The following is an 18,531-nucleotide window of genomic DNA, read 5'->3' as shown; positions in this document are numbered from 1 at the left end:
TATATGAATTATTCATTATATAGGTATCATTTAAGTTATTACTATATATACCAATTATTTAATTAACCTTACACAAGCACATTTCGCTTATTAATACCATATATCTAATATAACTTCATCCACTAATAATGATATACATTACAACTATTTACTTTAATTTATAAAATTAACTCAATAAATTTTATTTACAACATAATATTACCAAAGTAGCCTGTGTTAAATTTAATAATGTATCTTCATGAAAGTTAAGATAAAAGTTAAAGCAATCGGTGTAAATAGAGTGGATATTTTACAGTTAGAAGGCAAATACACATCTCCAGATGGTAATAGTATTCCTGGACTTGAAGTATCAGGTATCAGGAATGATAATGGTCAAAGAGTATTTGCATTATTAACTTCTGGTGGATATAGCGAAGAAGTTGAAGTTGATGAAAATTTTATTCACCCTATCCCCAATCATATTGATTATAACATAGCAGCAGCAATTCCAGAAGCAATTGTAACAACTTGGCTAAACTTATATAATATTGGAAAAATCAAAGATTGCTCTAATGTTTTAATACATGGAGGTGCAAGTGGTATATGCTCATTAACAATCCAATATGCTTTAAATGAAGGTAAGGATGTTTTTACAACAGCCAGAGATATTAAAAAATTAGATTATTTAAAAAATTTTCCAAATTGCAAAAGATTAAGTTTTGATCAATTTAAAGATAAAATAAAATCTAAAAACCTAAAAATTGACTTAATCATAGATATATTAGGTGGAAAATATTTAGATCAAAATTTAAGCTTACTAAATAAATATGGGAAGCTTATATTATTTGCTGTAATGGATGGCAAGATATCAGAAATCAACGCTGCAAGAATATTGATGAAAAATTTAACAATTATTGGCTCTACACTTAGAAATAAGAATGAAAAGCAAAAATCATTACTATTTAAAGAAGCATGTAAAAACCTACTACCTTATATTTTTGAAGGAACTATAAGGCCATTAATAAGCAAAATATTTTCTCTTAAAGATTATATACATGCACATCAATATATAAAATCCGGAAAAAATATTGGTAAAGTTATTTTAGTAACTAATTAAAATATAACTAATAAATTAAATAAACCATAGGTTACAAAATCTTAAATTTTTACATTATAAAATTTTACTTTTATAATTAATAGTGTTATATTTACTCTCACAAAAACTAATTAGCTGACAAAATGTCAAAACAATATAGTTTTAATATAGGAGATTCTGTAGTTTATCCCACACATGGAGTAGGCAAGATATTATCTGAAGAAGTAGATAATTATGGTGGTATCGAGATAAAAGTATATGTTATTACCTTTGAAAATAATAATATGACTTTAAGAATTCCACAATCCAGAGCTACTAAAGTTGGACTTAGACCACTTTGTTCTAATGAATTCTTAAACAAGGCTCTGGATGTTTTATCAGGAAAAAAAATAAAACTAAACAAAGGTATGTGGAGCAAAAGGGTTCAGCAATATGAAACTAAAATAAACTCAGGTAATGTAATTGCTATAGCAGAAGTTATAAAAGAATTGCATAGTAATGTTGAAAAATCTGAAAGATCTTACAGCGAAAAAATTATATATAATGATGCTCTTGAAAGATTAGCTGGTGAATATGCTGCAATGTGTAAAGTTGAACTGGAAGAAGCAATTAATAAAATTAATGATAAACTAAACTAAACTGCTAAATTTTTCATATATTTTTATTAATTTCACTACCCTATCATTATGAATTAATTAATTTCAATCATCTTCTTTGTATAAGTTATATCATTAAATCATCTATAAACTCTATATATCAGTAAAATTATCTAAACCCAAGTAATATAATTTAGTGAATTTTAAAAGTTTGCAAATGTGATTCAATATATATTTTTGATATTGTCTTAACAGATGCAGCAATTATAGCATCAATAAACCATGAAAATTGATAATGCTCTGAAGTATATATATAATAACCCGAACTGCAGATAAGAAATAAGAAATTTATAGCAAATCTTGTAGTCATGAAGAAGAGTATCTCTCAAGAGTCATCACGAAGGAGAGCTTTAGCTCGACTGTGGTGATCCACAATTATTATTGCATTTATATTTGTTGATAGCTTCTCTGGATTGCCACGAGCACTTTGTGCTCTCGCAATGACTATATTGTTGTTCATAACTGTACTAAATATTGTTGTATAGTCGCATTCTAATTCTTTATAGAGCAATTCTTATCTACAGCTCAGGTTTATAACAAGACTCTTGTTTATTATCATTTGAAATAAAAGTCATTAATTTAGATATACAACTGGAATCTCTTTCTTTTATTGAATCTTGTCTTTTTTTTGAAGCAATTATAAAAAAATTATCTATTGGCTCACATGTATAATTAGAAATATATCCACCTTTTATAAGTTTTTTAGGAAAAAAAATTTGAGTTGGAATTAATATAGTAGACTTACATAATATCTTCAGTATCTTTCCGTAAATTGCACCTTCATCATATACATACCCTATACCTCCTACTTCTTGCTTATTATATATGCAAAAGGCAGCTTTGATATATCCTTAAATATACTACTTGCTACAAAATCATTATAAAAATCTTCTAATTTATTAGACATTAATGATCTAATAAATATTTCTGGTATCATTTCCTGAACATTTGGAATTCTATCTACCACAAATTTCCAAGTAGTATAAAGCATAATATATAATATACCAACATTTACTGTTAAATTACTATTTATAGAGTAGATATAATTGATTGGAGTATTATCTATTGCAATACTTCTCAATATTTCAAATTTTATCTATCATAAGTTGCAAAAAACTACAAGTAATATATAGCATACTTACATATTGATATTTAAATTTTATCACTAAATTCACATAAATCATAAATTATACACTCTTTGCACATTGGCTTCCTTGCTTTGCAAATATATCTACCATGCAAAACTAACCAATGGTGTGCATATTTCTTCCATTTATTAGGTATCTTCTTAACTAAAGCAAATTCTGTTGCATCAGGTGTTTTTGTTTTGCATAGCCCTAATCGGTTACTTACTCTAAAAACATGTGTATCAACTGCAATTGTATGTTGATTAAATAATGAATTCAGTAAGACATTTGCACTTTTTCTTCCTACACCTGGTAATTCACATAAGTCATCAAAATTATCTGGAAGTTGATTATCATGTTTATCTACCATTATTTGACAAGCATTTATAATATTTTTTGCTTTAGAATTGTATAATCCTATACTTTTTATATAGCCCCTTAAATTTGCTTCACCTAACATAAGCATTTTATATGGATCATCTGCCACCTCAAATAATCTGGGAGTAACCTTATTCACTCCTTTATCAGTGGATTGTGCAGAAAGAACTACAGCTACAAATAAAGTAAAGTTATTAACATAATCTAATTCTATTTTTGGCGTAGGTCTTTGCTGACTCAAAATCTGAAAAATTTGATCAACGTTTTTTTTATGCATGAACCTTAGTCTTTTAATTTTACCATCTCTCCAGGTTTAATCCATTTATCGAAATCTTCTGCAGAAATCAACCCAAGAGATACTCCAGATTCTTTTAGAGTTATATTTTTTTCATATGCATTTTTTGCAATTTTAGCTGCATTATCATAACCAATATATGGATTAAGCGCAGTAATTAACATCAATGATTGATGGAGCAGCATATCAATTTTTTCATGATTAGCTTTAATACCAATAAGGCACTTATTTGTAAAGCTTGTTACAGAATCTGACAATAATTGAACAGATTGTAAAAAATTATAAATTACAACTGGCCTAAATACATTTAACTCAAAATGACCATTTGAACCTGCAACTGTTATTGTAGTATGGTTTCCAATAACTTGAGCAGCAACCATAGTGATTGCTTCACACTGAGTTGGATTGACTTTGCCTGGCATAATTGAAGAACCTGGTTCATTCGCCGGTAATATTAACTCCCCAAATCCACACCTAGGACCAGATGCTAAAAACCTTATATCATTAGCAATTTTCATTAAACTAGCAGCTAAAGTATTAAGAGCTCCACTAGCTTCAATTAATGCATCACAACTTGCAAGTGATTCAAATTTATTGCTAGAAGTTTTAAAATCTAAACCAGTTATCTCATTTATATTTTTAATGAAATGATCAATAAAAGCTTTACTACAATTAATACCAGTGCCAACAGCAGTACCTCCCTGGGCAAGTTGTTTTAAATTTGGCAAGCACTTGTTTATTCTTTCTATATTTAGTTCTACTTGAGCTAAATATCCTGAAAATTCTTGAGATAAAGTAATAGGCGTTGCATCTTGCAGATGTGTCCTCCCTATTTTTACTATATCTTTGAATTCTTTTACTTTATTATTTAATTCCTTTTTAAAATAACTTAAAGATGGTAATAAATTAGATTTTATTTCAGTAACAGCTGCAATATGCATAGCAGTTGGGAATGTATCATTTGAAGATTGACTCATATTCACATGATCATTAGGATGCACAGGTTTTTTACTTCCAACTTCACCACCTAATTCTTCAATTGCTAAATTTGAAAGCACCTCATTCATATTCATATTTGTTTGTGTTCCTGAACCAGTTTGCCAAACAGATAGTGGAAAATTATCATCATAAGAACCTGATAAAACCTTATCAACAGCACTTGATATAGCTTTTGAAATTTTAGAATCTAATTTTCCTATTGTTTTATTAGACAGTGCTGCAGCTTTCTTTTGTTTTGCTAATGCATAAATCAATGCTTTTGGCATTTTTTCAATACCTATTTTAAAATTCTCCAAAGATCTTTCAGCTTGAGCACCCCAGTATTTATCTGAAGGTATTTTCATATTGCCCATTGTATCAGATTCATTTCTAAAATTTACCATTTATTAATACCTAAAATATCGTTTTGGCTTAGAATCTAAGATAAATTTATATTGAATTCAAGCAGTATATATAAGAATAATCACGGGACTGTTACTAAGCAGTGTTACATTCTAATAGAGAGAATAAAATTATTTTAAGTTTAGCAATTTTTAAATAGCAAAATCTAATGAGTGGAGATTGAAAAATTTATTGATGAACGCAATTTGATTTTTTAAATTATTATAATAATAGATAGTTATATAACCATAAACAACGGGATTACTGCTTAACCTTGTCATTGCGAGGATGCAATAGCATCCGTGGCAATCCAGGAAAATTATCAACAAACGTAAATATAGCAACAATTCTGGATCACCTCAGTCGAGCTAAAGCTCTCCTTCGTGATGACATATATAGCAACAGTCATTGCGAAGATGCTCTTCAAGCATCTGTGGCAATCCAGTAATAATACACTTTATGATGACAAGATTTTCTATAATTTCCTAACCTTTTATCTGCAGTTCAGGTTACAGATAGGGTTGGTGTGTGGTGGCAAAAGAGATTGTTCTTAACATTAGAGCATACCATCGTAATGAGTTGTATAATGGTCTTCAATTTTATGGTGGATATCTATGTGATTCATATCTTTAATATTGAAATCTTCTGTACACTCTTTTAATACTAAGTCAGTTCTAAAGTCCGTTCCATGTACTGCTATATCTTTTATACCAAGTAACATATCACCAACATAAGCAGCACTTAACATACTTGCTACATATTGATAATAGGTTCCTATTCCTGCATAATAAGCACCCGCTAATCCTAGTATACCTCCTCCTATCTTACCTATGTTTTGTTCCTCAATATCCAAATAGTTTTTGACCGCTCCTAAGCTAATTACCCCCATTGTCAACATTGGTGCCGGTGAAAACATTCCTATTCCTATTCCAAGCACCATTTCCCATATTAAATTTTGTTCCTTCTCTCCTATATGCTCATATAGGGTATATTCGTCTACCATCCTTTTTACGCTTTCCATATTTATTACTAAGCTATTCACTATTGCTTCCTTGAAATAGAACCCTCCTACTCTTTTTAATGGTAGATTCCATTCATCCATTTCTGATTCATATCCTAAATAAGCTCCTCCTAATCCTAATGCTCCTTCCACTCCATACTGCAAATACTTAATATCTACATGTTCTGAAACTTCCTTCTTTACTTCTTTTGGCAGTAGATTCACTATATTCTCTGTCAACAACATCAATGTTGCTAACTTATCAATTCTTCCTATATCTAGCTTGTGTTTAGCTAAAGTATCTTTGATAGTATAATTGGCCCTAGCAGCTGTTATTTCTTCTCCTGTATAAAATTCAACAGCTCTTATTCTAAAATCCTGTAAATATTGTAAATTAATACGATTTGTTTCTTGTTTTCCAAGATGTTGAACGATTATACTAATTGCATCTTCAGGAATATGAATAGCTGTAGATTTAAGTGCTGGAAGTGAAGTGGAGAATATTCCTTCAATCTTTAATTCAAATTTTTTAGGTTCCCGAATAGCTAGAATTGCATCATTGTATTGCATAACCTCATCTAACCCATTTGTATCCAAAACTATGTTAGAAGGAAACTGACTATTTTTTATCATAATTTCCAGATACTTTATACCTTGGTCTCTTATTTCATTACTCCCAAGGTCAATAGTATGAGAGACTTTGGAATCTTTTAGTTGTTCAGCTAAACCTATTGCTCCTTGGTCTCCTATTTCATTACTCTCAAGACTAATAGTATGAGAGACTTCTGAACCTTTTAGATGTTCACCTAAACCTATTGCTCCTTGGTCTCCTATTTCATTACTCTCAAGATTAATAGTATGAGAGACTTCTGAACCTTTTAGATGTTCACCTAAACCTATTGCTCCTTGGTCTCCTATTTCATTATACCCAAGCTCAATAGTATGAGAGACCTTGGAATTTTTTAGTTGCTCAGCTAGAAGCATTGCTCCTTGAGCTCCTATTTTATTATCCTCAAGCTCAATAGTATGAGAGACCTTGGAATTTTTTAGTTGCTCAGCCAGATCCTTTGCTCCTTGGGCTCCTATATTATTACTCCAAAGATTAATAGTATGAGGAACATTGGAATCTTTTATTATTTTTATAGCTTCATTTAAATTCATAATTTACCCCCCCCGTATTACTATATCTAAATTACTTTCATCCTAATTTTCCGTGTTAATTATAGCATTTATAAATATACATAAAAAGTAATTTTTTAAAGTAAAATCAAGATAATATCAATTTTACTATACTGGATGGCAAGTACCAGCATATACTTTACCAGAAAATCTAACTGATGTAGTTGTTATGAGAATTGTTATACGTGAAGGGTTTAGCTATGAAATGATGAATCTATTATTAAAGGATTTGGAAAAAGCTATTGAATATTGCAAAGCAAATTCAAAAAACTTAAAGCATACTAAAAGGCATTGTTATAAACATTAATATAATCCTTTACTTCTTTTTAATTGCTTTTTTATACTTTTTACTAAATTTATTAAATCAACTTTTTGATTATATCACTTTGTAATAATTTACCTAACTTTATAATTCTACTCTTGTTTTAATTTGACGCTATACTAGAAAAACCTTAATTATTGAATTCTAATCAATTTTAAATTCAGAATTTTTTTCAATAATGTTTGCAAATCTAAATAAATTTTCTTCATCATATGATTTAGATATTAATTGAATACCAAGTGGCAATTTATTTTTAGAAAATCCAACAGGAATTGATATACAAGGTAATCCTGCAAGACTAGCAGGCACAGTAAATAAATCGTTATTATACATATCTATTGGATTTGTCTTTTCACCAATAGCAAAAGCTGGATTTGATGAAGTCGGAGTTAATATAACATCCACTTTTTCAAAAGCACTAATAAAGTCATTTGCTATTAATCTCCTTATTTTTTGTGCCTTTTGGTAATAATCACCAAAATGACTTGCTGATAATACATATGTTCCTGAAATTATTCTCCTTTTAACTTCTTCTCCAAAGCACTCACCTCTTGTCCTTTCTATCATATCTTGAAAACTATCTCCTTTTTCTTCCATTCTAACTCCATACCTTACTCCATCATATCTAGCTAAATTTGATGATGCTTCAGCAGATGTTATAATATAGTATGTTGCAAGTGCATAATCAGTATGTGGTAATGAAATATTAACTAACTCAGCACCTGCGTCTAAAAACCATTTTTTAGCTTTCTCTAAATAACTTTTAATTTCAGGATTGATATTATCTTTTTGATATTCTTTTGGAATTCCAACTTTCATACCTTTAATACTTTTTCCAATATTATCTATTAAATTTGGCGTAACCTTATTTTTAGATGTGGAATCATTTTCATCAAACCCAGAAATAGATTCTAAAATTAACGCAGCATCTGTAATATTATTCGCAAAAACACCTGCTTGGTCTAAAGAACTAGCAAATGCAATGATACCATAACGAGAACACCTGCCATATGTAGGTTTAATGCCAACAGTACCTGTAAACGCCGCTGGAAGTCTTACTGAGCCGCCAGTATCACTCCCTAATGCTCCTAAACAAGTATTTGCTGCAACAGCTGCAGCAGATCCACCAGAAGAACCACCAGCTACTAAATTTTTATCTGAATCATTTGCTTTATATGGATTAATTACATCACCAAAATAGCTATTAGTATTTGAAGAGCCCATGGCAAATTCATCCATATTTGTCTTACCAATCATTATTCCACCATTTGCAAATAATTTGCTGGTTACAGTAGACTCATAAGGTGGAATAAAATTCTCTAACATTTTTGAGCAAGCAGTAGTTAATATACCCTTGGTACAATAATTATCTTTCACCCCTATTGGCATTGCCTCTATCTTCAAAGCTTGTCCATTATCAAATCTCTTTTGAGATTCTTGTGCTTGATTTAATGCATATTCTTCTGTTATTTCCCTATATGCATTATATTTTACATTAGCATCTTTTGCTATTTCAATATATAATTTAATAAACTCAACAACAGATATATCCTTATCAACAAGCAATTTTTGTACTTTATAGTATGGTAAACCTATTAACTCCTGACTCATTATATTTTATAATTTATTATTTTCAGTAATTCTGCTAAATAATATTGATTTGTCTAGCATTTTCTTAAATTTATTCAATATTATTTATTATATAAGAATATACTAATATTACAGTAATACGAAAAATCCAAATTTAATTCGCATTTACTTTATCAAATAATTTCTCAATATTAATTTTTTCATCAATAAACTTATCAATTTGGAATCTAATTTGAGGTGAAAATTTCAGATTAATTCTATTACTAATTTTTTTTCTATATTCAGGCGATAATATGTTTAAAGCTCTTACCAAATCTTTGTCAATTTTATCATTAACAGAATTTATAAATACTGTAGAAATTTTTAAATCTGCACTAGTTTTTACATCGGTTATAGTAATTGTTATTTTCTCTAATTCAGGCAAAAAAACCTCTCCTTTTGTAAAGATCATTGCCATCTCTTGTTTAATTAATTCAGATACTTTTAATTGTCTATTAGTAGGTGGTTTTTTATATTGATAAGTCATAAAATTATTTTATTATTAAAAAGAAAATGATGATCCACATCCACAACTGGATTTTGAGTTTGGATTATTAATAACAAAAGAAGAGTTACCTAATTCTTCAACATACTCCAGTTCAGAATTTTTTAAAAATTCTATTGAGATTTTATCAATAACAACGCAAGCACCATCTTTATCATATTCAAAGTCATCATTATTTTTAGAGTCTGTAAAACCTATTTGATATTTAAGCCCATTACATCCACCTCCTTCCACTTTTATTCTAAACATTTGTGGTTTGCTCTCCTTGGAATTAAGCATATTTATTTTATCTGCTGCTTTTTGTGATATTGAAAACTCATTCATAATAAACAAATACTTATATAAATATTATGAGCATTATATCAATAATTTATAAAACTTTAAATCATTAGTTTTATAGTTATATAACTTTAACCTATACAAATTATTCATTCTTGTTGATTAACAAATTTTATATGACTATTACAATGAAGTTGAAATTAGCATAATAAATAATTTTATGAGTAAGGTACTTTAAAGCATTATGTGATAAATTAGTTAGTACAATGAATTCTGTTCCTGAAGTAGTAGATAAAACACAAAATTTTGCAGCTCATAAAGATGAGTTTTTAAAAAATATATATTCTAATAAAAGAAGTATAGTAGATATAGTAATAACCCGAACTGCAGATAAGAATTGCTCTATAACGAGCTAGAAGCCACTATACAGCAATATTGAGCACAGTTAGGAACAACGATATAGTCATTGCGAGTGCACAAAGTGCTCGTGGCAATCCAGTAATGCATCAACAAATATAAATGCTATAATAGTTATGGATCACCACAGTAGAGCTAAAGATCTCCTTCGTGATGACTCTTGAGATATACTCTTCTTCATTATTATAAAATTTGCTATAAATTTCTTATTTCTTATCTGCAGTTCGGATTAGTAATAAATAAGATTAAAAATTTTTTAGAGATTTTAGGTGTAAAACAAAAAAGGTCATTGACACATAAAACACAAACGTTTGCTGAAAAATTATTACAAGAACGTCAAAATTCACCAACTAGTATAACTAGATAATTAACTATAACTTTTAAGATATTATCTCACCCTGTTTTGATAAATTTAATAATTATTATTATCCTTTAAGCTTTATAATAGAAATAAAACTTTTCCCGTATTTTTTAATAGAAATTATATCATATCCTATTAATAATGCCGGATTAATTTCTCTTGATGTTTCAATTATTAATAATGAATTCAAATACATATAACTAGCAATACTCTCCAATACCTCTTGAGTGATAAATATATTATATGGGGGGTCAAGATATATTATATCAAAAACAATTTCGCATTCAATTTGCAAATCATTAAAACTTGATTTTATCACAATCCAATTTTCATTATTACTTTTTAAATTTTGTAAATTAAAGTTAGTAACCTCTAAACTTTGATTATTTCTATCTATAAAATATATCTGTTTAAATCCCCTTGAAATTGCTTCTATACCAACTGCACCACTTCCACAACATAAATCCAAAAATGAAGATTTATCTATATCAATGCAATTTTTAACAAAATAACTGTTAACAATATTAAAAACTGATTCTTTAACTTTTGAAGTTGTTGGTTTGATATCAACATTTAGTCCTTTTAAGCTACTTACTATTTTTTTGTTTTTATATTTTCCAGCAATGACTCTCATAAATATAGTTATTTATTATTTTTTCTAATATTTCTAATATTTTTCAAATGTTGTTTGTAATTATTTGCAAATACATGTTTTCCAGAGTTATCAGCCACAAAATAAATATCATCACTTTTAATTGGATTGAGTACTGCTTTTATTGAAGATTTTCCAGAGTTACATATAGGGGTTGGAGGCAATCCTAAATTTAAATAAGTATTATATGGAGATTGCGTTTTAAGATCATCATATGTAACCTTTCTATTAAAATCCTCCCATTTTGAAATACCATAAATAACTGTTGGATCAGCTTGTAAAGGCATTCTTTTTTTTAATCTATTTAAATATACACTTGCAATATGAGGCTTTTCATCATCAAATTTTGCTTCTTTTTCAACAATAGATGCTAAAATCAAAGCATCATTCTTATTTTTTAATTCTTTTGTAGCCTCAATATTTCTTTTACTCCATTCTTCTTCAAGCAAATTTTGTAAATCTAAATTCATTTTATATAATAAATAGCTAATTTTTGTACCATACAAATATTCATAAGTATTTGGATATAACGTACCTTCTTTATAAATTTGAAGCGAATCATTATCATTAATAACACCATAGATACTTTTTAATATTTTAGTAACTTGAATATTTGTCAATCCTTCAGGGATAGTTACTGTATGTTTTATAACATCACCTTTAATAATTATATCAAATGCTTTCTCAAAATTTGAATGTATCGGTATATAGTATTCTCCAGCAATAATTCTTTTACCTAATAACTCAAAAATCCTAGCATAGGTTATAAAAAAAAATTTATTACTTACAAGATTATTTCTATAAAAAATATCTGAAGCACATCTAATAGAACAGTTTTTTGGAATAATAATAGTGATATTATCTTGTGTAATTGTTTTATTATAAAGATTTGTATACACATAAAAAACAAACCCTATTTTTATTAAAATAGCTACCAGAGCTGATATATATAGCTTTTTAGAAATTTTCATTTACAAGTTATTATTTTACTTAAAAAGCTTTTTCTATGGTGGCGAGTAATTCCTATTTTCTTTATTGCCTCAATATGCTGTTGAGTACCGTAACCTTTATTTTTATCCCAAAAATATCCTGGATTTTCCTTATCTAAATCTTTCATTATCTTATCTCTAGTAACTTTAGCTATTATTGATGCAGCAGCAATTGACAATGATTTAGAATCACCTCCTATAATAGTGGTTAAATTATTAATCGATGTATCTGGACTTATATTTCCATCAACAATAATATGGTCAAATTTATTTTTCATTTCATTTATAATTCTCCTCATTGCAAGTAATGAAGCTTGTAATATATTTATTTTTTCAATTTCCTCAACACTACTAGATTTTATAATATATTTACAATTATTCTTTAGATAATTACAAAGTATCTCTCTTTTAATAGGGCTTATTTTTTTTGAATCATTTATTTGAGAAATATCTATATTATCATCTAAAATAACTCCTGCTGCTACTACTGGCCCTGCAACACATCCTCTACCAACTTCATCTATACCAAGTATTACTCCTCCTATCCTTTTTTCATATGAAAAATCTGGCTTTAAATTTACTTTATTTAGCATATTTTAATTAGCTGGATTAATAATTTTTAAAATCTTTTTAGTAATTTTTTCAACAGTTAATCCAAAATGACTATATACATCACTATTTTTTCCTGATTTACCAAAATTTTCTACTCCAAAAAAAGCTCCATGAGGACCAATAAACTTAGACCAAGATTGATCATTACCAGCCTCAATTGCAATTTTTAAAGTATTATTACAAAGTATAGCCATTTGATATTCTAAACTTTGTTCCCAAAATATCTCTTGGCATGGAACAGAAATAACTTTGCAACCAATTTGCTTTTTTTCTAAATTCTTTGCAACATCCATAGCTATTGATAACTCTGAACCACTAGCAAAAATAGATATAGAGTTAGCTTCTCTAGATTGATATAAAATATATGCACCAAATCCAACTAAATTTTTCTCATTATTTATAGTAATTTTATTTCTAAGTTGTGGTAAATTTTGCCTACTTAAACATACTGCTGAAGGAGTACTAGCTTGCTTCATCATCAACTCCCAGCACTCTGCTGTTTCTATTGAATCTGCAGGTCTAAACACATTCAAATTTGGAATAGCTCTAAGAGATGACAAATGCTCAACAGGCTGATGAGTTGGACCATCTTCCCCAACACCAATAGAATCATGTGTAAATACCAATATTATTGGCAATTTCATTAAAGAAGCTAGTCGTATAGATGGTCTTAAATAATCAGAGAATACTAAAAACGTTCCACCAAATGATTTAAATTTATCATGAATATTAATCCCATTCATAATAGCAACCATTGCATGTTCTCTAACTCCATAATGTATATAATTTCCAGTAAAATCATCTTTAGATATAATTTTATAATTATTAGATTTCGTTCCATTTGAACCAGATAAATCGGCAGAACCACCAATATAATTATCACTTTTATCACAGACTATATTAATAATTTTATTAGAACTTTTTCTGGTTGCTTCTAAATTATGAAAAGTATCTAAATCTTTTTTAAATTTTTTAATATCACTCATAACAATATTTAAATTATCGTTATTCTGGTGATATTCTAAATAACTTTTTTTACAGTTATTTTCCCAATCTAAATATTCATCTAAATTTCTTTTATAAAAATTTCTCCAAATTTTTAAGATTGGATCAGGGATTACAAAATTATCATATGTCCAATTTAACTTTTTCTTAATTAAATTTATTTCTTCCATCCCTAGACATTTACCATGAGATTCTTCAGAATTTTCAAAATTAGGTGAGCCATATCCAATTTTTGTCTTACACGCTATAAACAACGGCTTATCACTTTTTTGAGCAGAATCTAAAGCCTTCCATATTGCATTTGGGCTATGCCCATCAACTGAAATAACATTCCAATTATATGAAGATATCCTAGCTAAAGTCATATCAGAAACAGCAAGAGATGTGGGACCATCAATAGATATTTTATTATCATCAAATAATACTACAATATTATTCAAACCTAAATGTCCTGCTAATGACATTGCTTCATGAGAAATTCCTTCCATCAAACAACCGTCTCCAACCACTATATATATTTTATGATTTATTACTCCACTTAATTTAGATTTCAATTTTTTTTCTGATATTGCCATTCCAATACCATTAGCTAAACCCTGCCCTAATGGACCAGTTGTAGTTTCAATGCCTAATTTTGGATCATATTCAGGATGACCAGGAGTAATTGAACCAATTTTTCTAAATTTTTTCAAATCCGATAATTTATATCCATTATATCCTGTTAAAAATAACAAACTATAAAGTAACGCTGAACCATGACCCGCAGACAATATTAATCTATCTCTGTTTGCCCATATTGGATCATTTGGATTAAATTTAAGAAAATATTGAAATAAAACTGTAGCAACATCTGCAAAACCCATCGGCATCCCTGGATGACCTGATTTTGCTTCTTCAACCATTTCTATTGAAAGAATCCTCAGAGCATTTGATAACTTATTATGTAAATCCTGTTGTATAATATTTTTTTTCATTAACTGTTACAAATTTATTTAAGACTTAAAAATATAGTTTTATGCAGTTAATTATTGAATCACTGATATCAATAACTTTCACGTTAGGTAAATATAAATTTTTATTATTAACTCGTATAGTATTAGAAACACTGAATTGGTCAATACTTTTTAAAATTTTATCTAAATTAGGATTTTCATTTCCAATTAAATTATGAGTAACTACAACTTCAATGCTCTTAGCATTTAAATGTTTCAAGGTATCAATGGCCTTAATAATTGTTTGTCCACTTCCAATAATATCGTCAACTAATATACAATGCTTGTCCTTTACATCACCCATTACACCACTCATTGTTACATTATTTTTTTCATCTCTTTGTTTGTATATAACAGCAAGTGGAATATTTAAAAATTTGCTAATACTACTACTTCTTATCTTTCCACCAATATCTGGAGATACTATGATACTATTTCCTTGATTTTGATTAGAAAAATTATTTTTAAATAATTCAAACATAGAAATATTCTTAACTGGAATTCTAAAAAAACCCTCTATTTGACTTGAATGTAAATCAATTGTTATAAGTGTATCAATACCTGCAGCTTCAAGTAATGAAGCAATACATGAGGCTGAAATAAAATCCTGGTCAATTTTTTTATGATCCATTCTACTATATGCAAAATATGGTATAATTGCATGCACCCTCTTAGCACCTCTTTTTTTTGAGGCATTTATCATAAACAATAACTGTATGAGATTTTCATTAACATCTGGGTATAACTCATGTATTACCAACACATCTTCTTGATATAAATCATCGTTTATTTTAATACTTAATTCCCCATCACTAAATTTATTAATGTCACTATTTATGATATCTATATTGACTTGAGTTGATATCTTTTTAGCTAACTTTATTGTGTTATTACAATGCAGTATTTTCATAATATTCTATATTTTTATAATCATTGAAAAATTTAATAAATTTCATTGGATGAAAAAATAAACTAGAAATAGAATAATAGTTTACTCCTATATCCCTATAATCTATAATATCATAGATAGATTGAATACCACCTCCAGCAATAATTTCTATTGATTCACCAAAACTTTCTTTCGCCCTTTTTATTAATTTAAAATATAGTCTTTTAATCACCACACCAGATAATCCTCCTTTACTACAAGGAAATGAATTAAATAAATGAAAATATTTAATATCACTATTTTTATAAAATTCTATGATATGTAAATATCTTTTAATAGGAGGAACTTTTATTATTACCTCTAAGCCCAAACTTTTTAATAAGGCAATTTCATCATTAGTTATAAGCCCAATCTTCGCATTAGGACAACTAATATTAATTTCTATGGCATTTAAATTTACATTTTGATTAATGATATAATTTTTCAATACTTCAAAAAATCTTACCATATCTTCTTCATTTATAAGTGAAATTGAAAGTATTTTTTGTTTAATTCTTGATAAATTTATATTTTTAATACCTGGGTTTCTCAATCCTATTGAATTTACCCAACTCAATTTATTATTTTTGCATATTGGCCTTAATGTTTTCAAATATCTACAAACCATACCATCCCTTTTGTGTGCAGTATAAGTGCCACATATTGATGTTGCAAAATCAAAATTAACTATATTTCCAAATGGTGGAGATATAATAAGATTTTTAAACATTTTCCCTAAAAAACTTATCTAATTGAAACACACACTTAATCCAGTTTGGCGAATCTCCTCTCGAAAATACAACAACTCCAAATACGTTATCATATTGTTTATCTTGAAATTTTATTTTAGCTTCTTGCATTGAATTTCCAGTAGTCAAAACATCATCAACAATCAACAGATTATTATTATCATTTGATTTAAATTCTTTTAACGCATTTTCAAAAGGCACCCCACCTCTTGGCACACCATAAACTTCTTTAAATTTATATTTCTTAGATATAATTTTAGCCAGAGTTTTATAATCCTCTTCTGTAATTGCATCGCATTCAATCTTAAAATTAGAAACACCTCCTGAATGCAGTGTAAATTTTTTATGTTGAAATAAATTGTTCATAATACTCCTTAGCAATATTTTTTGGTTCATTTGAATTATATATTGGCCTTCCCACAATTATATGATTAGTCCTAAGTTCTTTTGCTTTAGATGCACTCACTGTACTTGAGTGATCATCATTTACATGATCATTTCTTACACCTGGTGTAGCAAGATTAATTTTATCTTTAAAATTTTCCCTAAAATCTTTAATTAAAAAAGGAGGACAAATGAAATTTTGACCTCCTAGATTTATTATTTCCTCTAATCTTTTTATTATCTTAGACTTATCTATATCCACTATATCACTTGATAAATGCAACACAAAAAAGGGTTTAAATGAAGATTTTAAAGACATTTTAATAGTCTCATCCTGACATGCTGCAGAAATAGTAAATATTTTAAGATTTTCAATCTTAGTTGAATATCCTAAAATTGCTTTTTCCACAGTTGATGTAATATCAAAAAACTTTAAATCAAGCATTATTGGAATATCAAAAGTATTAAGCTTTGAAACATCCAAATTTGAAAGTGCTACATGACCAATTTTAATGAAACTTAAATATTGGTGAGTTTGACTAATTATATAATTTGCCTTCTCAATATTTTTTAAATCTAAAGATAAAATTAAAGACATTTGACTATAATTATATAATATTATTAATTTCCAAAGCTCTAGCAAGCCTTGTTACTCCAATGCCTCCACCAAATCTAGGGAAAAATTTTTGCTTTAAAAAACTTTCTAATTCATATTTTATTCTGTCCTCACCAAATTTGTTATATAATAATTTAGCATATTCACCATTACTAATTGTATGAAAAATCTCATACATCTTTTCAGGATCAGTGGACCTTTCAGCGCTCCCTATTGTTTCTTGACCTTCAATAATAACGTCAATTTTATTTGCGATATCACCAATCATCTGCATATTCCAAAATGGACTTGTTGCAAGTGGAAAATGTGTTAGTAAAAGTGCTGGACCAAATTCCTCAAGCATCATAGCTTCATGCTCATTTTTTATCTCATCTGTGTCATATTCTTTTGCCATATCTAAATATTTTTTTTCAGGAATTTTATCAATATCCTGAAGCCCTAAATGAGCAATTAATTCCTTTTCCATTTTTTTAAATCTTCAAAATTTCCATGAGATTCAAACTCAAACATAGGAAAAATAGTCTTGTGTCTGCCAGGAATAGGATTTGGCTCACTTCTATAAGATGTTGAGAGACAAAAATATCCAGCTACATCTGGTTTGCTAAGCAGTTCATATTCAAGCCACATCTGACCAGTTTGTGGCAAAGGCCAGTCTTGACCTTGATAGTGAAATGTTTGTATTGTTTTTGGATCTTCACATGCTGCAAGTATGCTTAATCTACTTTGAGTATGTGTCTCAATAAAATTTTTGCCCAAAAAAAAAGACCTTAATAAAATTAAGGTCTTTTGAAAGCTTGATGCTGATATAACCAGATCAGTTCGATCATAAAAGTCCTGCGAGTACGTAAGTGGATTTGCTATCATTATTACCTATTTTTGTTTTTACCTAATGAGCCAATATATAAATTAAAAATAACTTGTCAATATTAAATTTAATATTTTTATAAGTAATCATTTATCTTTTTCTTCTTATATATTGAAATATTGCTCCTAAACTTTGG

General features: G+C 28.1%; 22 protein-coding genes. 4 read left to right on the top strand and 18 right to left on the bottom strand.

Annotated features, from left to right (window positions below; translation table 11 throughout):
• The first annotated feature begins 238 nt into the window (after window positions 1-238).
• Complete coding sequence (locus h2es_RS01120) at window positions 239-1,096, top strand: zinc-binding dehydrogenase (RefSeq protein WP_154510628.1); 858 nt, start codon at window positions 239-241, stop codon at window positions 1,094-1,096.
• Between the two features lie 122 nt (window positions 1,097-1,218).
• Window positions 1,219-1,713, top strand: a complete 495-nt coding sequence (locus h2es_RS01115) for a CarD family transcriptional regulator (protein WP_154510626.1) — start codon at window positions 1,219-1,221, stop codon at window positions 1,711-1,713.
• A 151-nt stretch (window positions 1,714-1,864) separates the two neighbouring features.
• On the opposite strand, the gene h2es_RS01110 is transcribed toward h2es_RS01115, so the two are convergent.
• The 5 genes from h2es_RS01110 to h2es_RS01090 all read right to left on the bottom strand — a co-directional run bounded on the left by h2es_RS01110 (window position 1,865) and on the right by h2es_RS01090 (window position 7,072).
• Window positions 1,865-2,041 (bottom strand): hypothetical protein, encoded by a 177-nt coding sequence (locus h2es_RS01110; RefSeq protein ID WP_154510624.1) that lies wholly within the window; start codon window positions 2,039-2,041, stop codon window positions 1,865-1,867.
• Window positions 2,042-2,536: 495 nt separating this feature from the next.
• Window positions 2,537-2,812, bottom strand: a complete 276-nt coding sequence (locus h2es_RS01105) for a hypothetical protein (RefSeq protein WP_154510622.1) — start codon at window positions 2,810-2,812, stop codon at window positions 2,537-2,539.
• A gap of 71 nt (window positions 2,813-2,883) precedes the next feature.
• Window positions 2,884-3,513 carry an endonuclease III gene (gene nth / locus h2es_RS01100; protein ID WP_154510620.1) on the bottom strand — a complete coding sequence of 210 codons (630 nt, stop codon included), beginning with the start codon at window positions 3,511-3,513 and terminating at the stop codon, window positions 2,884-2,886.
• A gap of 5 nt (window positions 3,514-3,518) precedes the next feature.
• Entirely contained in the window at window positions 3,519-4,913 is a 1,395-nt protein-coding gene (gene fumC, locus h2es_RS01095; protein WP_154510618.1) for a class II fumarate hydratase, read from the bottom strand.
• A 554-nt stretch (window positions 4,914-5,467) separates the two neighbouring features.
• Complete coding sequence (locus h2es_RS01090; RefSeq protein WP_154510616.1) at window positions 5,468-7,072, bottom strand: leucine-rich repeat domain-containing protein; 1,605 nt, start codon at window positions 7,070-7,072, stop codon at window positions 5,468-5,470.
• Between the two features lie 187 nt (window positions 7,073-7,259).
• Here h2es_RS01090 and h2es_RS01085 point away from each other — a divergent pair, with 187 nt between their 5' ends.
• Window positions 7,260-7,397, top strand: coding sequence for a hypothetical protein (locus h2es_RS01085; RefSeq protein ID WP_154510614.1), 138 nt, complete (start codon window positions 7,260-7,262; stop codon window positions 7,395-7,397).
• A 159-nt stretch (window positions 7,398-7,556) separates the two neighbouring features.
• Here h2es_RS01085 and gatA read toward each other — a convergent pair whose 3' ends face one another.
• The 3 genes from gatA to h2es_RS01070 form a co-directional block, all read right to left on the bottom strand.
• On the bottom strand, window positions 7,557-9,023 hold the full coding sequence (gatA, locus tag h2es_RS01080) for an Asp-tRNA(Asn)/Glu-tRNA(Gln) amidotransferase subunit GatA (RefSeq protein WP_154510612.1): 1,467 nt from the start codon (window positions 9,021-9,023) through the stop codon (window positions 7,557-7,559).
• Between the two features lie 133 nt (window positions 9,024-9,156).
• On the bottom strand, window positions 9,157-9,528 hold the full coding sequence (rbfA, locus tag h2es_RS01075; protein WP_154510610.1) for a 30S ribosome-binding factor RbfA: 372 nt from the start codon (window positions 9,526-9,528) through the stop codon (window positions 9,157-9,159).
• Window positions 9,529-9,543: 15 nt separating this feature from the next.
• Window positions 9,544-9,870 (bottom strand): HesB/IscA family protein, encoded by a 327-nt coding sequence (locus h2es_RS01070; RefSeq protein WP_154510608.1) that lies wholly within the window; start codon window positions 9,868-9,870, stop codon window positions 9,544-9,546.
• Between the two features lie 221 nt (window positions 9,871-10,091).
• On the opposite strand from h2es_RS01070, the gene h2es_RS01065 reads away from it, so the two are divergent.
• Window positions 10,092-10,241, top strand: a complete 150-nt coding sequence (locus h2es_RS01065) for a hypothetical protein (RefSeq protein WP_154510606.1) — start codon at window positions 10,092-10,094, stop codon at window positions 10,239-10,241.
• A gap of 426 nt (window positions 10,242-10,667) precedes the next feature.
• Here the strand turns inward: h2es_RS01065 and rsmD are convergent, their stop codons facing one another.
• Genes rsmD through h2es_RS07645 form a run of 10 tightly spaced genes read right to left on the bottom strand, consistent with a single transcriptional unit; the run spans window position 10,668 to window position 18,286 of the window.
• The gene (gene rsmD, locus h2es_RS01060; protein ID WP_154510604.1) at window positions 10,668-11,237 is read right to left on the bottom strand and encodes a 16S rRNA (guanine(966)-N(2))-methyltransferase RsmD; all 570 of its coding nucleotides are present in this window, start codon (window positions 11,235-11,237) and stop codon (window positions 10,668-10,670) included.
• 8 nt (window positions 11,238-11,245) lie between these two features.
• Window positions 11,246-12,226 (bottom strand): endolytic transglycosylase MltG, encoded by a 981-nt coding sequence (gene mltG / locus h2es_RS01055; protein WP_126044714.1) that lies wholly within the window; start codon window positions 12,224-12,226, stop codon window positions 11,246-11,248.
• On the bottom strand, window positions 12,223-12,837 hold the full coding sequence (locus tag h2es_RS01050) for a ribonuclease HII (RefSeq protein WP_154510602.1): 615 nt from the start codon (window positions 12,835-12,837) through the stop codon (window positions 12,223-12,225). The genes mltG and h2es_RS01050 overlap by 4 nt, the downstream gene beginning before the upstream one ends.
• Before the next feature lie 3 nt (window positions 12,838-12,840).
• The gene (gene tkt / locus h2es_RS01045; RefSeq protein ID WP_154510600.1) at window positions 12,841-14,835 is read right to left on the bottom strand and encodes a transketolase; all 1,995 of its coding nucleotides are present in this window, start codon (window positions 14,833-14,835) and stop codon (window positions 12,841-12,843) included.
• A gap of 25 nt (window positions 14,836-14,860) precedes the next feature.
• Entirely contained in the window at window positions 14,861-15,763 is a 903-nt protein-coding gene (locus tag h2es_RS01040) for a ribose-phosphate diphosphokinase (protein ID WP_154510598.1), read from the bottom strand.
• Window positions 15,744-16,511: a hypothetical protein gene (locus h2es_RS01035; protein ID WP_154510596.1), complete on the bottom strand. Its 768-nt coding sequence runs from the start codon at window positions 16,509-16,511 to the stop codon at window positions 15,744-15,746. Before h2es_RS01035 ends, h2es_RS01040 begins: the two co-directional genes overlap by 20 nt.
• Window positions 16,504-16,896 (bottom strand): phosphoribosyltransferase, encoded by a 393-nt coding sequence (locus tag h2es_RS01030; RefSeq protein WP_154510594.1) that lies wholly within the window; start codon window positions 16,894-16,896, stop codon window positions 16,504-16,506. The genes h2es_RS01035 and h2es_RS01030 overlap by 8 nt, the downstream gene beginning before the upstream one ends.
• Complete coding sequence (gene pyrF / locus h2es_RS01025; RefSeq protein WP_154510592.1) at window positions 16,874-17,512, bottom strand: orotidine-5'-phosphate decarboxylase; 639 nt, start codon at window positions 17,510-17,512, stop codon at window positions 16,874-16,876. Before pyrF ends, h2es_RS01030 begins: the two co-directional genes overlap by 23 nt.
• Before the next feature lie 10 nt (window positions 17,513-17,522).
• Window positions 17,523-17,996, bottom strand: a complete 474-nt coding sequence (locus tag h2es_RS07650) for an amino acid--tRNA ligase-related protein (RefSeq protein ID WP_230204224.1) — start codon at window positions 17,994-17,996, stop codon at window positions 17,523-17,525.
• Window positions 17,981-18,286, bottom strand: coding sequence for a hypothetical protein (locus tag h2es_RS07645; RefSeq protein ID WP_230204223.1), 306 nt, complete (start codon window positions 18,284-18,286; stop codon window positions 17,981-17,983). The genes h2es_RS07650 and h2es_RS07645 overlap by 16 nt, the downstream gene beginning before the upstream one ends.
• Between the last annotated feature and the right edge of the window lie 245 nt (window positions 18,287-18,531).

The organism is Rickettsiales endosymbiont of Trichoplax sp. H2, assembly GCF_009690945.1.
In the GTDB taxonomy this organism is placed as follows: Bacteria; Pseudomonadota; Alphaproteobacteria; order Rickettsiales; family Midichloriaceae; genus Aquirickettsia; species Aquirickettsia rohweri.
This window is presented reverse-complemented; position numbering and strand designations above follow the sequence as displayed.

Excerpts from the sequence above, each read along its gene's own strand:
- h2es_RS01050 (WP_154510602.1), bottom strand. The coding sequence starts at position 12,837 with ATGCTAAATAAAGTAAATTTAAAGCCAGATTTTTCATATGAAAAAAGG.
- pyrF (WP_154510592.1), bottom strand. The coding sequence starts at position 17,512 with ATGTCTTTAATTTTATCTTTAGATTTAAAAAATATTGAGAAGGCAAAT.
- nth (WP_154510620.1), bottom strand. The coding sequence starts at position 3,513 with ATGCATAAAAAAAACGTTGATCAAATTTTTCAGATTTTGAGTCAGCAA.
- fumC (WP_154510618.1), bottom strand. The coding sequence starts at position 4,913 with ATGGTAAATTTTAGAAATGAATCTGATACAATGGGCAATATGAAAATA.
- gatA (WP_154510612.1), bottom strand. The coding sequence starts at position 9,023 with ATGAGTCAGGAGTTAATAGGTTTACCATACTATAAAGTACAAAAATTG.
- h2es_RS01065 (WP_154510606.1), top strand. The coding sequence starts at position 10,092 with ATGAATTCTGTTCCTGAAGTAGTAGATAAAACACAAAATTTTGCAGCT.
- mltG (WP_126044714.1), bottom strand. The coding sequence starts at position 12,226 with ATGAAAATTTCTAAAAAGCTATATATATCAGCTCTGGTAGCTATTTTA.
- h2es_RS01120 (WP_154510628.1), top strand. The coding sequence starts at position 239 with ATGAAAGTTAAGATAAAAGTTAAAGCAATCGGTGTAAATAGAGTGGAT.
- h2es_RS01040 (WP_154510598.1), bottom strand. The coding sequence starts at position 15,763 with ATGAAAATACTGCATTGTAATAACACAATAAAGTTAGCTAAAAAGATA.
- h2es_RS01090 (WP_154510616.1), bottom strand. The coding sequence starts at position 7,072 with ATGAATTTAAATGAAGCTATAAAAATAATAAAAGATTCCAATGTTCCT.
- h2es_RS01035 (WP_154510596.1), bottom strand. The coding sequence starts at position 16,511 with ATGTTTAAAAATCTTATTATATCTCCACCATTTGGAAATATAGTTAAT.
- rsmD (WP_154510604.1), bottom strand. The coding sequence starts at position 11,237 with ATGAGAGTCATTGCTGGAAAATATAAAAACAAAAAAATAGTAAGTAGC.
- h2es_RS01110 (WP_154510624.1), bottom strand. The coding sequence starts at position 2,041 with ATGACTACAAGATTTGCTATAAATTTCTTATTTCTTATCTGCAGTTCG.
- h2es_RS01115 (WP_154510626.1), top strand. The coding sequence starts at position 1,219 with ATGTCAAAACAATATAGTTTTAATATAGGAGATTCTGTAGTTTATCCC.
- h2es_RS01070 (WP_154510608.1), bottom strand. The coding sequence starts at position 9,870 with ATGAATGAGTTTTCAATATCACAAAAAGCAGCAGATAAAATAAATATG.
- tkt (WP_154510600.1), bottom strand. The coding sequence starts at position 14,835 with ATGAAAAAAAATATTATACAACAGGATTTACATAATAAGTTATCAAAT.
- rbfA (WP_154510610.1), bottom strand. The coding sequence starts at position 9,528 with ATGACTTATCAATATAAAAAACCACCTACTAATAGACAATTAAAAGTA.
- h2es_RS07650 (WP_230204224.1), bottom strand. The coding sequence starts at position 17,996 with ATGGAAAAGGAATTAATTGCTCATTTAGGGCTTCAGGATATTGATAAA.
- h2es_RS01030 (WP_154510594.1), bottom strand. The coding sequence starts at position 16,896 with ATGAACAATTTATTTCAACATAAAAAATTTACACTGCATTCAGGAGGT.
- h2es_RS01085 (WP_154510614.1), top strand. The coding sequence starts at position 7,260 with ATGAGAATTGTTATACGTGAAGGGTTTAGCTATGAAATGATGAATCTA.